Genomic DNA, 13,573 nt, shown 5'->3' with positions numbered 1-13,573 from the left:
AAACGCACGTGGCGCCGTTCCCCGCAGGGAACGGCGCCACGTGGCGTACGGCTTCAACCTCAGCGGCTGAGGGGCTCCTCGATCGCCGAGTGACGGTGATCGTCGAAGTCGTGACCGTCGACCTGGTGACCCTCGTGGGCGGCCAGCTCGTGGGCCACGTGCTCGGCGTGGTGGTGTGCCTCGCTGAGCTCCTCGGGGGTCGGCTTGTCCACGTCGTGGTCGTAGTAGAAGGCCCGGAGCTTCGCGCGGAGCGACAGCTTGCCGTTCTTCTTCAGCTCCGGCTCGTCGCCGGCCCGGCCGCGGTCGCGGACGGTCATGGCGAAGGCCTCGTCCTCGGGAAGCGGGAGGTGCTTCTCGTGGTAGGCGCCCTCCGGCGTACGGATGACCGTGCCGGTCTCGTAGCCGTGCAGCAGCTTCTCGTTGTCGTGACGCTGCAGCGAGATGCACCAACGACGCGTGATGATGAACGCCGCGATCGGACCCAGGAACACGAACGCCCGCAGGAAGTAGGTGATCTGGTTGATCGAGAGGTCGAACTTGATCGCGATGATGTCGTTGCCGCCGGCTGCCCAGAAGCCCGCGTAGAACGTCATCAGCGCGACGAACGTGGCGGTGCGGGTCGGAGCGTTGCGCGGGCGCTGGAGCAGGTGGTGCTCGCGCTTGTCGCCGGTGATCCAGGCCTCGATGAACGGGAGCATCAGCACGACCATCCAGGCCGCCATCGGCAGCACGATGACCGGGAAGAAGATGTTCCACGACCAGGTCGAGCCCCAGAAGTGCGACTCCCAGCCCGGCATGATGCGCAGCGCGCCGTCGGGCCAGCCCATGTACCAGTCAGGCTGCGAGCCGGCGGTGACCTTGGTCGGGTCGTAGGGCCCGAACTTCCACACCGGGTTGAGCGAGAAGAAGGCGCCGAGCAGGGCGGTCACACCGAAGGTGATGAAGAAGAAGCCGGTCATCTTGGAGATGTAGTTCGGCACCATCGGGTAGCCGACGACGTTCTTCTCGGTGCGTCCGGGTCCAGGCCACTGGGTGTGCTTGTGGTAGATCAGCAGGATCAAGTGGGCACCGATCAGCGCCAGCAGCAGCGCCGGGATCAGCAGCACGTGGATCGTGAACAGGCGTGGAATGATGTCGTCGCCTGGGAACTCGCCTCCGAACAGGAAGAACGAGATGTACGTCCCCACGATGGGGATCGCCATCATGAACCCGTCCGCGGCCCGGATGCCGGTGCCGGAGAGCAGGTCGTCGGGGAGCGAGTAGCCGGTGAAGCCCTCGAGCGTGCCGAGGAGCAGCAGCGTGGCGCCGATGACCCAGTTGATCTCACGCGGCTTGCGGTGCGCGCCGGTGAAGAACACGCGCATCATGTGGATCATCATCGAGGCGATGAACAGCATCGCCGCCCAGTGGTGGACCTGGCGCAGCAGCAGGCCGCCGCGCACGTCGAAGGAGATGTCCAGCGTCGAGGCCATCGCCTCGGACATGTCGATGCCGCGCAGCGGCGCGTAGGAGCCCTGGTAGGTGATCTCGGCCATCGAGGGCTTGAACCACAGGGTCAGGAAGGTGCCGGTGACCAGCAGGACCACGAAGCTCCACAGCGCGATCTCACCCAGCATGAACGACCAGTGGTCGGGGAAGATCTTGCGGGAGAGGAACTTGCTCAGTCCGCCGATGCCGAGGCGCTCGTCGGCCCAGTTCGCGGCCGCGCCTGCCTTGGTCGGCTTGCCCGCCGGGGCAGCGGCTTCGGTGCCGTTGCTGGCGGCAACCTTGGACGTGTCGGTGCTCACTGGCCGCCCTCCTTGTAGCCGTACTGCTCAGCATCGGCGGCGTGGTCCTTGGACCAGTCGTCGAAGATCTCGTCGATGTCGTAGGTGTTGCGCTCCCAGTAGCTGACGCCCACAGGCTCAGGGTAGTCCGAGAGGGCAACCAGGAAGCCGTCCGCGTCGACGCCCAGGGGCAGCTGCGGGAGGTGGCGTCCGGCCGGGCCGAAGATGACCTTGCCGTGGTCGGCGAGGTCGAAGGTCGACTGGTGGCACGGGCACAGCAGGTGGTGCGTGGTGCGCTCGTTCAGCGAGATCGGGCAACCGACGTGGGTGCAGATCTTGGAGTAGGCCACGATGCCGTTGACCGACCAGTTGCGGGTCACGTCGTTGTCGATGTCGTTGGGGTCCATCCTCAGCAGGATGGTGGCCGCCTTCGACTTGGCGATCTGCAGCGGCGCGCCGTGCAGGCTGCCGTCGAAGATCGTCGCCGGCTCGGCGTTGACCAGGTCACCGATCTCCAGGTCGCCCGGGCGGATCGGGGTGCCGACCACGTCGCGTACGACCCGCACGCCGGCATCCCAGACGGTGTGCTCGAGGCCGGCGCCCGGGTAGGGCTGCTCCTCGGTGATCTGGGCGTTGGTCTGGCCCAGGTCCCTGAGGATGACGACCGCGGGCAGGCCGAGGAGGGCGGCCGAGCCGATCATCGCGTTGCGGATGAAGGGGCGGCGAGCCATGCCGGACTCGTGGAGCGCGGCCTTGAGCTCGGCGACGGCGGCCTCGCGGGTGGCGGGGGAGGAGGCGGCCGGGTGACGGTCCTCGGTGTGCTCGATGTCGACGACGAGCTTGCGGGCCCACTGGATGACACCGATGCCGAGGAAGAGGAGGGCGAAGCCGAGGCTCGATCCCAGCGCCAGGTTGGAGGCGCCGAAGCCGGCCCAGACGTCACCGTCGTAGCCGGGCTCGATGGTGAAGTAGGCGACGACGAACAGCACCGAGCAGATCGCGGAGAGAGCGAAGAAGGCGCTCACCTGGCGCTCGGCGCGCTTCTCCGCCTTGGGGTCGACGTCGGTGGGACGCCAGTGATGCTCGTGCATGCCCGGGTCGGGCAGCAACGCGTCGGTGTGCGCGTTGAGCTCGGGGTGCGAGTCGTCGTGCTTCTCGATCTCGCTGAGGTCGCTGCTCACTTGGCAGATCCCTTCTTGGTCTGGTTGGTGCGCGTGGTGTGCGCGGCGATCCAGACGGCGAACGCCACCAGGACGCCGAGCCCGACGACCCACGCGACGATGCCCTCGGTCACCGGACCGAGCGAACCGTTGTTGAAGCCGCCGTAGTCGGGCTGTTCCTTCATCGACTCGACGTAGGCGATGACAGCCTTCTTCTCCTCCGGGCTGATGTTGCCGTCGGAGAAGGTGTCCATGGACTGCGGACCGGTCAGCATCGCCTGGTAGATGTGCTTCGGGTCGGTGTTGAGGATGCTCGGAGCCTCGCCGCCGCGCGGCATCGCGCCGCCGGCGCCGGTGAAGTTGTGGCAGGCGGTGCAGTTGGTCAGGAAGATCTGGCCACCGAGGGCGACCGCCGCCTCACGCTCCTCCTCGGAGGCGAAGGTGTCCGGGTCGTACTGCTCCCGGTCCGGGACGGCCGGGCCGGGGCCGAGGCTGGCGACGTACGCGGCCAAGGCGTCGATCTCGTCCTGGTTGAAGCTGGGGTCCTTGACCTCGACCTGGGCGCCGGGCTGGGCCATCGGCATCCGGCCGGTGCCGACCTGGAAGTCGACGGAGGCGGCACCCACGCCGATCAGGGAGGGGCCGTAGAGCTTCCCGTTCTGGGTGGTGATGCCCTCACCGTTGGAGCCGTGGCAGGTGGAGCAGTTGATCATGAAGAGTTCTTTGCCCTCGGCGACGAGAGCAGCGTTGTCCTTCTCCTGCTCGGCCTGGGAGGCCGGGGCGAGCGCGGCGTACGCGCCGCCGGTGCTCAACAGGGCGACCAGGAGCACGGCGGCACCGGCCAACGGGCGGCGACGGTGCCGCGACAGTCGACCGACGGAGCGGTTCAGTAGACGCACATTCAGTCCTTGGTCACTTGAGGAGGTAGATGGTCGCGAACAGGCCGATCCACACCACGTCGACGAAGTGCCAGTAGTAGGACACGACGATCGCGGAGACGGCCTGCTCGTGGGTGAAGCGCTTGGCGACGTACGTCCGGCCGAGCACGAACAGGAAGGCGATCAGGCCGCCGGTGACGTGCAGGCCGTGGAAGCCCGTCGTCAGGTAGAAGACCGAGCCATAGGGGTCGTCGGGACCGGTGATGCCGCGGTTGAGGGCGATGCCCTCCTGCACCAGGGCTGCGTACTCGGTCGCCTGGCCGGCGATGAAGACCGCGCCCATGAGGTAGGTGAGGATGAACCACTCACGCAGGCCCCACAGGCGGACCGCGAGCAGGGAGCCCTTACGTCCGACCTGGCCGCGCTCGGCGGCGAAGACGCCGAACTGGCAGGTGAACGACGACAGCACGAGGATGGTCGTGTTGACCGCCGCGAACGGGATGTTGAGCCCGGAGGTGTTGGCTTCCCACACCTCGGGGCTGACCGCGCGGATCGTGAAGTAGGCCGCGAACAGCGCCGCGAAGAACATCAGCTCGCTTGCGAGCCAGATGATCGTCCCCACGCTGACCATGCTCGGACGGTCGTGATGCCCGTGCAGGCGGGCTGTTGGAAGAGTCGATACTGTCGCCACGCCCGCCATTATGTCCTGCCCCCTTTCCAGAGTCTTCTTGGGACCCTGTGTGTCGTGTTTCAGGGTGCTGCTACACCCTTAGACACCGCTCAGGTTCGGTGTGTGACATGTGGCCGCGGGGCATGGTGTTGGCGCTAGCATCAGGGTGTGACCGACACCACCTCGAAATCACTGAAGATCCTCGTCTACAGCGACGACGTCGACGTACGCAAGCAGGTGATCCTCGCTCTGGGGCGCCGCCCGCATCCGTCTCTGCCGGAGGTGGAGTACGTCGAGGTGGCCACCGAGCCGGCCGTGCGTGCGCAGTTCGATGCCGGTGGCCTGGCCCTGGCCGTGCTCGACGGTGAGACCGCTCCGGCCGGCGGACTGGGGATCGCCAAGGCGGTCAAGGACGAGGTGAAGGACGCTCCGCCGATCGTGGTCCTCATCGGTCGTCCTCAGGACGCGTGGCTCGGCACCTGGTCGCGTGCGGAAGCCACCGTGCCGCACCCGCTCGACCCGTTCGAGCTGGCCCGGACGGTCGTGGGACTGCTGCGGCCCGTTAACGTTGGCGCATGACGTCCGCGCCCAACTCCTGGCCCGAGGTCCTCACCACCCTGGTCGCGGGACAGTCCCTGTCCGCGCACCAGGCGGCGTGGGCGATGGGGGAGATCCTCTCGGGTGAGGCGACGCCCTCGCAGATCGCCGCCTTCGCGGTGGCCCTGCGTGCCAAGGGTGAGACCGTCGACGAGCTCGCCGGGGTCGCCGACGGGATGCTGGCCAAGGCCAACCCGATCTTCGTGCCGGGGCGCGTGCTCGACATCGTCGGCACCGGTGGTGACCGGTCCTTCTCGGTCAACATCTCCACGATGTCAGCGATCGTCGCGGCCGGTGCCGGGGCCAAGGTCGTCAAGCACGGCAACCGGTCCGCCTCCTCCAAGTCGGGATCGGCGGACGTGCTCGAGGCCCTCGGCATCCGGCTCGACCTCGATGTCTCCCGGGTCGGCGAGGTAGCCGAGGAGGCCGGCATCACCTTCTTGTTCGCCGCGGCGTTCCACCCCGCGATGCGCCACGCCGCCGCCGCGCGGCGTGAGATCGGCATCGCCACCGTCTTCAACCTGCTCGGTCCGCTCACCAACCCAGCCCGCCCCGCCTCCTCCGCGATCGGCTGTGCCGACGCCTCCGCCGCGCCGGTCATGGCCGGCGTCTTCGCCCGCCGTGGCGTCGACGCCTGGGTCTTCCGCGGCGACGACGGCCTCGACGAGCTCACCACCACCATGACCTCGCACGTGTGGATGGTCTCGCAGGGGGTCGTGACCGAGGCGACCGTCGAGCCGCTCGACCATGGCATCGGCCGCGCCACCGCCGAGGACCTGCGCGGCGGCGACGCCGCCTACAACGCCGCCGTCGTCCGCCGTCTGCTCGCCGGGGAGAAGGGCGCCGTACGCGACGCCGTCGTGCTCAACGCCGGTGCTGCTCTCGCTGTCCATGACGCCGGCTCCGGCAGCGTCGACGAGCGGCTCGCCGGGGGCATCGCCCGCGCTGCTGACGCGATCGACTCCGGGGCTGCTCAGGGTGTGCTCGACCGCTGGGTTGCTGCTACCGCGCGTTGAGGGTTTTCCTCGTGCTGTAGGGGATTACGCGCCGAGTCGGCGCGTCTTTGCGCCTCGCCCGCTTCGCTTCGCGGTGGGCTGTAGATGATTACGCGCCGAGTCGGCGCATCCGCACGCATCGCTCGCTTCGCTTCGCTCCAAGCGTGCAGATGCGCCGACTCGGCTCCACGGACGGGCTGCGCCCGCTAGTCCAGACCGATGGAGAACGCGGCCTCGAGGTCGACCTGGGAGTAGGTGCGGAAGGCGATGTGGGTCTCGGTCTCGAGCACGCCGGGGACCTTGTTGACCTTGTCGGCGACGACGTTGGCCACGTCCTCGTGGGCACGGACGCGGACCAGGGCGATCAGGTCGATCTGGCCGGTGACGGAGTAGACCTCGCTGACGCCGTCGATGGCGGCCACGGCCTCGGCCACCTCGGGGATCTGGGAGACCTCGGCATTGATGAAGACGATCGCTGTGATCACGCAGGTCACGTTAGCCGATCCTCCTAGAGCGCCGCTGCCCGCCGGCCCGCACCGCCGATCGGACAGGTCCACTCGCCCTCCACGTGGGCGAGGCGTACGCCTGGGGACTCCAGCCAGCGCAGCACCAGCTCGGTCTCCTCGGCGCTCGCGGCCGGCACCGGGCCGGGGGCGGGCAGGACCGTCTCGGCGCTGAGCTGGAGGTCGGCGACGTAGGCGTGGGCGTTGGCCTCACGCGGGATCACCCCGGCCCCGGCGAGGCGCCCGTGGCGGACGACGTGGACCGCCCAGCGGCCGTCGTCCTCACGCCGGATCGCGGTGAGGCCGGGCAGCCGGGTCAGGCCGGTGAGTCGTTGGGTGCGCGCGGCGGCGCGCAGGTAGGAGGTCAGCCGGTCGCGGTGGACGGCCGCCTCCTCGAACCGCTCCTGCTCGGCCAGGCCGGTGAGCCGCTCGGTGACCGTCTCGACCACCTCGTCGGGCCGGTGGAGCAGCGACTCGCGAACCCGGGACACCAGGGCCGCGTAGGTCTCGGACGGGACGCTCTGGTCGCACGGGCTCAGGCAGCGGTGGAGCTCGGCGAGGACGCACGGGGTCCTGCGCGGCAGCAGCGGGAGCCGGTCGGCGCACTGCCGGATCGGGAACGTGTCGTGGAGCGCCTGGAGCGCCTTCTCGGCGACCTTCTTGGAGCCGAACGGGCCGAGATAGTCGGCGTCGTCGTCGAGCACCTGCTTGACCAGCGACAGTCGGGGCCATGGCTCCTGGGTGAGCTTGACGAAGTGCATCTTCTCCGGGCGTCGCGAGCGGCGGTTGTAGGGCGGCTTGTGCTCGGCGATGAGCCGCAGCTCGCGCACGCCCGCCTCCAGCGCCGTCGCGCACTCGATGCCCTGCACGGTCGCGGCCAGTCCGACCATCTCGCCCATCCGGGAGCGGGTCTCGGAGGCGGTGAAGTAGGTGCGTACGCGAGTGCGGAGGTCCTTGGAGGTGCCGATGTAGAGCACCCGGCCCCTGTCGTCCTTGAACAGGTAGACGCCGGGGGCGTGCGGCAGGTCCTCGGCCAGATGGCGCTTCTTGCGCTGGGCGGTGGTGACCTTGGCCGAGAAGACGGCCAGGTCCTCGAGGGTCTGCACGCCGATGTTGCCGAGGCGCTCCATCATGCCGTGGAGGACGTCGACCGTCGCGCGGGCGTCGGAGAGGGCGCGGTGGTTGGGGGTCGTGGGGGAGCCGAAGACCCGGGCCAGCGAGCCGAGCTTGTGGTTGGGCGCCTCGTCGCGGGTGACCACCCGGCGGGCGATCTTCACCGTGTCGAGCACCTCGAAACGCGGCCAGGGCCGCTCCTGCTTGGCGGCGAAGTGCTTGAGGAAGCCCACGTCGAAGGGGGCGTTGTGGGCGACCAGCACACAGCCCTCGGCGAACTCGAGGAACGCCGGGAGCACCGACTCGATGGTGGGGGAGGAGGCGACCATGGAGTTGGTGATCCCGGTCAGCACGGCGATCGAGGGCGGGATGCCGGTGTGGGGGTTGACGAGGGTCTGGAACTCGCCCAGCACCTCGCCGCCGCGCACCTTCACCGCGCCGATCTCGGTGATCATGCCGCCGTTGTCGGGGCTGTTGCCGGTGGTCTCCAGGTCGACCACGCAGAAGGTCAGGTCGCGCAGCGGCCTGCCGAGCTCGTCGAAGCCCCGCTGAGCCTCCCAGCCTCCGGTGGCCTTCTCGCGCTGGCGACGCGCCACGGCACGGGCGTGCATCTCCTTACGCGCCTCCCGCACCGCGCTACTACTGCCCATGCGAACACATTAGCGAGTGCCACCGACACTCTTGCGGCACTAGGGTGTGGCGCACCTGACAGGGGAGGTGTGGGCGATCGTAGGGAGAAACAGCGGCATCGAGGGGGCGGCGTCCGGCAACGAGGATCGTCCCTGGGCGCGCTGGTTCGCTCGCTCGGGCTCGTTGCAGGTCGAGCCGGCCGAGGCCGGCGAGCAGGCCAGGACGCTGCTGAGCGAGGACGGCCAGACCGCGGCGCTGCGGTTCAACGAACGTGTGCTCGACACGCTGACCGGCGATCTGGCCGGCCTGGTCGAGTACGTCACCGTCCTCGACGGCGCCCAGGCCGACGAGGTCCTCAACACCCAGAAGCTGATCGACAACGCCTTCGCCAGGGTCTCCGCCCAAGGCGTCGACCGGTTCGTGGCCTGGCTCTCGGAGCTGCGTACGCAGGGCCATCCGGCGATCGCGGTCCAGGCGCTGCACGCCTACGGCCGGCTCGCGGACGGCGATCTGGCCGCCCTGGCGACCTCGCTGGAGTCCGCCGCGGACCCCGTGATCCTGATCGCCGCCGCCGCCCTGCACCGCCCGCCCGAGGACGCGGCCCGGCTCGCGATCGAGAACGAGCACGACACCTCCATCGCCCACGCCGTCATCCACGACGTGCTCCGTCAGCGGACCGTCCCCGACATCGCCCGGTTCCTCCGGGCGCTGCACCTGCTCGGGGCACCGGACCTGGTCAACGACACGGTGAAGCAGTTCGCGGCCCCTGCCAGCGGTCGCTCGAACCTCGACAAGGCCCTTCTCTACGTCGCGCTGTACGCCAGCCCGAGGCTGCGTGAGATCGCCCTGGACCTGCTCTGGCGCACCCTCGGCGCGATCGGCGACCTCGGCCGGGCGCCGGGTCCCGCCCAGCAGCAGGATCTCGTCGCGGCGTTCTGGGAGCTGTGCCCGGGCGGACGCGTGCTCGAGGACTGGTTCAAGCTGCGCCTCGACGGCAGCGAGAACGCCGAGGAGGCGCGCGAGCACGTGGTGCTGCTGCTGCGAGGCAGCCGGGGACCCGGCCGCGACAGCCTCCTGGCAGCCATGGCCGGTGACGCGACGCCGATGAACCTCAAACGCATCTGCGAGACCCTCATGGAGGAGGGCGACGAGGCCCAGGCGGCGATGCTCGTCCGTGCGATCGCCCACAGCGGCCACATCGAGCGGCTCGGCGACTTCCTCGACCGGTGGTCGTGGGCGCAGCCGTCCGCCGAGACCACCCGGAAGCTTCTCCACTGGGTCCTCACCCCGGAGGGCGCGGACCGCGCGCCGATGGGATCCGCCGTCGTGGAGGGTGTCGCCGGCTATCTGGCCGACGGGCACGGCAGGACGCTGGGGGAGGACCTTCGCCGGCAGGCCGCGACCCTGGTCAGGCTCCGCCCGGCCGAGGAGATCGTGGGTCTGCTCGGCCACGTACCCTCCCGGGTCGGGAGGCGGGGCCGTTCGGCCGTCGCCGCAGACGTCGGCTGGAGGCTGGCCGAGGATCTGCTCGTCTACCCGGCGCCGACCGAGGAGACGTACGTCGCCTGGTACGCCGAGTGCCTCGTCGCCCTCGAGGAGGCCGGCTTCGCCGACGCGGTGCGTACGTCCTGGCACCATCTCGCCGACGAGGCGATCAACCGTCGTGGCGCCGGGCCGACGATCGCCGAGACCGCCCACCAGCTCCGGCGCAAGGAGCTCGCCGGCACGGCCGACCGGCTGCTGATCCGCTATCTCGATCAGGCGCAGAGCGTCACCCCCACCGACATCGTTGGCATCACCACCCGGCTCCGCCTGCACCGCTATCCGGAGGCGAGTCGCGCCGGGGTCCTGCGCCGCTCGGTGGGGCGGTGGCAGGACCGGGCCCGGGTCGATGCCGTCGTGGAGGCCCTGGTCGCGGCCGGACAGGAGGAGGAGGCCGAGTGGGTCAGGGCCGGGTTGTCGTGAGCCGGGTCTGCCTGAGGTAGCGGCGCCCGGCGCCGACGAGGAGGACGAACGCGCCCGAGGCGACGATCATCACCAGGGCGCGCAGGCTCCACACGCTCCACACGGAGTCGTCGTCGATCCGGTGGCGGACGGCGCTCAGCAGCGTCAGCGCGACCAGGTACAGCGCGAGCACGACGAACGGACGGTTCGCCGGGTCACGAGAGACCAGGCGCGCGCCGTGGTTCTTCGCGTCGTACCAGCCCAGGCCGGGGACCCGGAGATGATGGAGCCAGGGGAGCACGAGCAGGACGAGCGACCCCCAGCCGATCACCGCCACGCCCTTCCACACCCGGTCCCACGCGGACTCGTTGACGACCAGCGCGATGACGACGAAGGCCGCGTACGCCGCGAACGGGAGCAGTCGCTGGGCACCCGTCCCGAGCAGGTCGGAGCGCACGGCCAGGACGACGCAGGTGACCGCGTACAGGATCAGGATCGGGATGGTGTTGAGCACGGCCAGGGTCTGCCAGTCGCCGCCCACCGCGACCAGGACGACCAGCGCGAGCACCAGGTTGACGAGCAGGATCAGCCAGAAGGAGTCGCCGGTGCGGCCGGGGAGCCGTGATGCCCGCGGCTCGTGCAGGCCGCTGGGGACGTACCTCTCCGCGCTCAGCGCGTAGACCTCGCGACTGAGGGCGTAGGTGAACACGATGCCGGACCCGATCGGGGCCAGGATCGCGGCGATCCGGACCAGCACGACCAGCCAGTCGAGCGGCGCCCCGGCCAGCGTGGCCGCGTCGGTCAGGCGTGCGTAGGAGGTGCCGTGCTCGGCCCCGGAGCCGGCCATGTGCTCGGCGTAGACCAGCTGGAGGGAGGAGTAGAGGAGGAACGAGCCGACGACCGTGCCGTAGACCGCCCAGCGCACCCGCCTGGCCACCTCGCGACGGCCGCCACGGACCTCTCCGGTCACGTCCAGAGGAGCCTGGAAGCCGATGTAGGCGTAGATCACGCCGCTGGTGATCAGCGCGCTGAGCACGCCGGTCGTGGTGGGCCCGGCCGCGGTTCCCGGAGCCGTGGGCCGGCCCGGGGCCGCGAGCGCCAGGAACACCACGAAGATCACCGGGATGGCGATCTTGAGCAGCGTCAGGGCCGCGTTCGTACGCAGGACGAGCCGTCGGGGCAGCAGGACGAAGGCGATGATCGCGGCGGTCACCAGCACCGCCAGGGTCGACCCGATCCCGGTGAGCCCGCCGTCGCCGGCCAGGGCGGGGACGATCTCGGCCAGCCCGTTGACCGCCGCGGCCGCCTGGGCGGCCGGGTTGATGGCGTACGAGATCCACAGCGACGCCGCGAGGATGATCACCACCAGCGGCCCGAAGGCGTCGTGCGGATGGAACAGCAGCCCGCCGGTGCGCTGGGAGATGAGCCCGAACTCGACCATCACGACCGCGATGGTGAGCATGAGCAGGCCGCCGGCGGCCCAGCCGAGGAGCGCGGCCTCGCCCAGGCTCTCGTGAAGGGTGGGAACGGCCAGGAGCCAGCCCGATCCGATCACGCCGCCTGCGGCGAGGCCGACGACCTCGACGAGGCTCAGCTTGTCGGCCTGATCGGCGGGTCGCTCGTCCCTCTCGTCCTTCGCGGGTTCATCGGGGGTCACGGGTGTGACGGGTGTGACCGGCGTGACGGGCTCGGTGGGCTGCGGAGCGGGAGCCGCAGGGACCTGGGCGCGTCGCATCGCCTCGAACGCGATCGCGGTCATCAGACCACCGACGGCCGCGACCCAGAAGCTCGACTCGTGCAGCAGCTCGCGGAATCCCGGGGACTTGAGGGCATTGAGCTGGACGCTGCCGTAGATGGACATCACGAATCCCGCGGCGCACAGGATCATCCTGGCGATCGCGCTGAGGGTGTGCCGCACGCGCTGGTCTCCCACTCCCGATGATTCGAACGTCGGGAGAACCTATCGAATCAGGCCGGTGTGGCGCAGGAAGCCTGCGGGATCAACCGAGCAGGGGCGAGAGCGAGGAGAGCGGAACGGTGCGGGCGCCGGCGCGGCGTACGTCCTTGACGACCTCGGCGTCGTCGGTGGCGACCAGGATGACGCGGCCGGCGGGCTCGGCGTCGACGAGGTCGCGGATGACGTCGTCGGCGATGACGCCCTCGGGGGAGAAGAGGACCTTGACGCCGCGCGGAGGCACCGCGGTGGGGCGTACGGATGCGGAGTGGGCGTCGAAGACGACGGTCGTCTCGGCACCGGTGCGGGCGGCGATCGGCGCGATCGCCCGCAGCAGCCGCAGCCGCTGGGCATCGAGCGCCGAGTCGGGCCACAGCGCCTTGGAGACGTTGTAGCCGTCGACGATCAGCCGGACCCGCGGCATCGCCAGGAACTGCTCGAGGTGGGCGCTGCTGGTGACCCCGGCACCGGCGGCGGCGTCAGCGGAGGCCAGCTCGGCCTCCACCCGCTCGCCCGGGGTGCCGGTGACCGGCGGCAGCGCCAGCTCCCGACGCAGGCCGCCAGCCGCGTCGAGCAGCGTGTCGAGCAGGAACCGGGCGCGCAGCGAGGCGTCCTCACGGTCCGTCTTGGACGTACGCCGCTCGGCAGCGGCCTCGCGTTCCAGCTTGTCGATCTGGCTGCGGAGCTGCCGCAGCTGGCGGTCACGTGCGGCGAGCTCGTCCTCGGCGCGGGCGAGCGCCGTGCGGGCCTCGGTCAGGGCCTCGTCCAGCCCGGTGCCGGCCTCGCGTGCGGCGGCCCGGGCCTCGCCGAGCTTGCGTCGCAGCGCGGTGTTGTCGGCCTTGAGGTCGTCGAGGCGGGCCTTGCGGTCGGCACGCACCTCGCGGAGCTCGTCCTCGGCCGCGGCGAGCTTGCCGCGCAGCCTGGCCACCTCGGCGTCGACCACCGGCACCGCGGCGGCTTCCAGCCGGTCCAGGGCCTCCTTGAGCGAGACCTCCCAGCCGTCGGGGCGGATGAGCCAGACGACCGCGGCCGCCTCGGCCGGATCCTCGGGGAGGACCACGTCGTCGGCGGAGCCCTCGGAGACGTACGCCGGTCGCAGCTGGCTGCCGACCTTCTCCCGGACCTCGTCGTCGCTCTCGAGCACCGAGGCGATCATCGCGCCGCCGGCCTTGGCCCGCCGGGCGGGCGCGAAGTCGGCGATCCGCTTGAGCGCGGGCGGCAGGCGCACCACGTCGGGAAGCACCCCGGCCGTGAGCGCGACGATGCGCCCCCGGACCGTGTCGGGGAGCGTCGCGTACGCGGAGACCTCCATGTGCCAAGTGTAGGGACCCGGTCCGCGATCGCCGCCTCGAATACCGTGCTG

At 70.3% G+C, this 13,573-nt stretch carries 11 protein-coding genes; 3 read left to right on the top strand and 8 right to left on the bottom strand.

Annotated features, from left to right (window positions below):
- Window positions 1–59 precede the first annotated feature (59 nt).
- Genes qcrB through ctaE form a run of 4 tightly spaced genes read right to left on the bottom strand, consistent with a single transcriptional unit; the run spans window position 60 to window position 4,504 of the window.
- The gene (qcrB, locus tag ACW14X_RS04785; protein ID WP_457164892.1) at window positions 60–1,787 is read right to left on the bottom strand and encodes a cytochrome bc1 complex cytochrome b subunit; all 1,728 of its coding nucleotides are present in this window, start codon (window positions 1,785–1,787) and stop codon (window positions 60–62) included.
- Window positions 1,784–2,947, bottom strand: a complete 1,164-nt coding sequence (gene qcrA / locus ACW14X_RS04780) for a cytochrome bc1 complex Rieske iron-sulfur subunit (RefSeq protein ID WP_457164891.1) — start codon at window positions 2,945–2,947, stop codon at window positions 1,784–1,786. Before qcrA ends, qcrB begins: the two co-directional genes overlap by 4 nt.
- Window positions 2,944–3,825, bottom strand: coding sequence for a cytochrome bc1 complex diheme cytochrome c subunit (gene qcrC, locus ACW14X_RS04775; protein ID WP_201451064.1), 882 nt, complete (start codon window positions 3,823–3,825; stop codon window positions 2,944–2,946). The genes qcrA and qcrC overlap by 4 nt, the downstream gene beginning before the upstream one ends.
- A 13-nt stretch (window positions 3,826–3,838) precedes the next feature.
- Entirely contained in the window at window positions 3,839–4,504 is a 666-nt protein-coding gene (gene ctaE / locus ACW14X_RS04770) for an aa3-type cytochrome oxidase subunit III (RefSeq protein ID WP_160024382.1), read from the bottom strand.
- Between the two features lie 138 nt (window positions 4,505–4,642).
- Between ctaE and ACW14X_RS04765 the strand changes: the two genes are divergently transcribed.
- On the top strand, window positions 4,643–5,053 hold the full coding sequence (locus ACW14X_RS04765; RefSeq protein WP_160024381.1) for a hypothetical protein: 411 nt from the start codon (window positions 4,643–4,645) through the stop codon (window positions 5,051–5,053).
- Window positions 5,050–6,087 carry an anthranilate phosphoribosyltransferase gene (trpD, locus tag ACW14X_RS04760; protein WP_457164890.1) on the top strand — a complete coding sequence of 346 codons (1,038 nt, stop codon included), beginning with the start codon at window positions 5,050–5,052 and terminating at the stop codon, window positions 6,085–6,087. The genes ACW14X_RS04765 and trpD overlap by 4 nt, the downstream gene beginning before the upstream one ends.
- A gap of 185 nt (window positions 6,088–6,272) precedes the next feature.
- Here trpD and ACW14X_RS04755 read toward each other — a convergent pair whose 3' ends face one another.
- Both ACW14X_RS04755 and ACW14X_RS04750 read right to left on the bottom strand, forming a co-directional pair.
- Window positions 6,273–6,551, bottom strand: coding sequence for an Lrp/AsnC family transcriptional regulator (locus tag ACW14X_RS04755; protein ID WP_141803873.1), 279 nt, complete (start codon window positions 6,549–6,551; stop codon window positions 6,273–6,275).
- A 23-nt stretch (window positions 6,552–6,574) separates the two neighbouring features.
- Window positions 6,575–8,293 (bottom strand): DEDD exonuclease domain-containing protein, encoded by a 1,719-nt coding sequence (locus ACW14X_RS04750; protein WP_457166047.1) that lies wholly within the window; start codon window positions 8,291–8,293, stop codon window positions 6,575–6,577.
- A gap of 106 nt (window positions 8,294–8,399) precedes the next feature.
- Here ACW14X_RS04750 and ACW14X_RS04745 point away from each other — a divergent pair, with 106 nt between their 5' ends.
- Window positions 8,400–10,277, top strand: coding sequence for a hypothetical protein (locus ACW14X_RS04745; RefSeq protein ID WP_457164889.1), 1,878 nt, complete (start codon window positions 8,400–8,402; stop codon window positions 10,275–10,277).
- Here the strand turns inward: ACW14X_RS04745 and ACW14X_RS04740 are convergent.
- Window positions 10,258–12,174, bottom strand: coding sequence for an APC family permease (locus ACW14X_RS04740; RefSeq protein ID WP_457164888.1), 1,917 nt, complete (start codon window positions 12,172–12,174; stop codon window positions 10,258–10,260). The genes ACW14X_RS04745 and ACW14X_RS04740 overlap by 20 nt on opposite strands.
- Before the next feature lie 82 nt (window positions 12,175–12,256).
- On the bottom strand, window positions 12,257–13,522 hold the full coding sequence (locus ACW14X_RS04735) for an NYN domain-containing protein (RefSeq protein WP_160024377.1): 1,266 nt from the start codon (window positions 13,520–13,522) through the stop codon (window positions 12,257–12,259).
- Window positions 13,523–13,573: the final 51 nt, after the last annotated feature.

The organism is Nocardioides sp. YJ-D4 (genome assembly GCF_054031495.1).
This window is presented reverse-complemented; position numbering and strand designations above follow the sequence as displayed.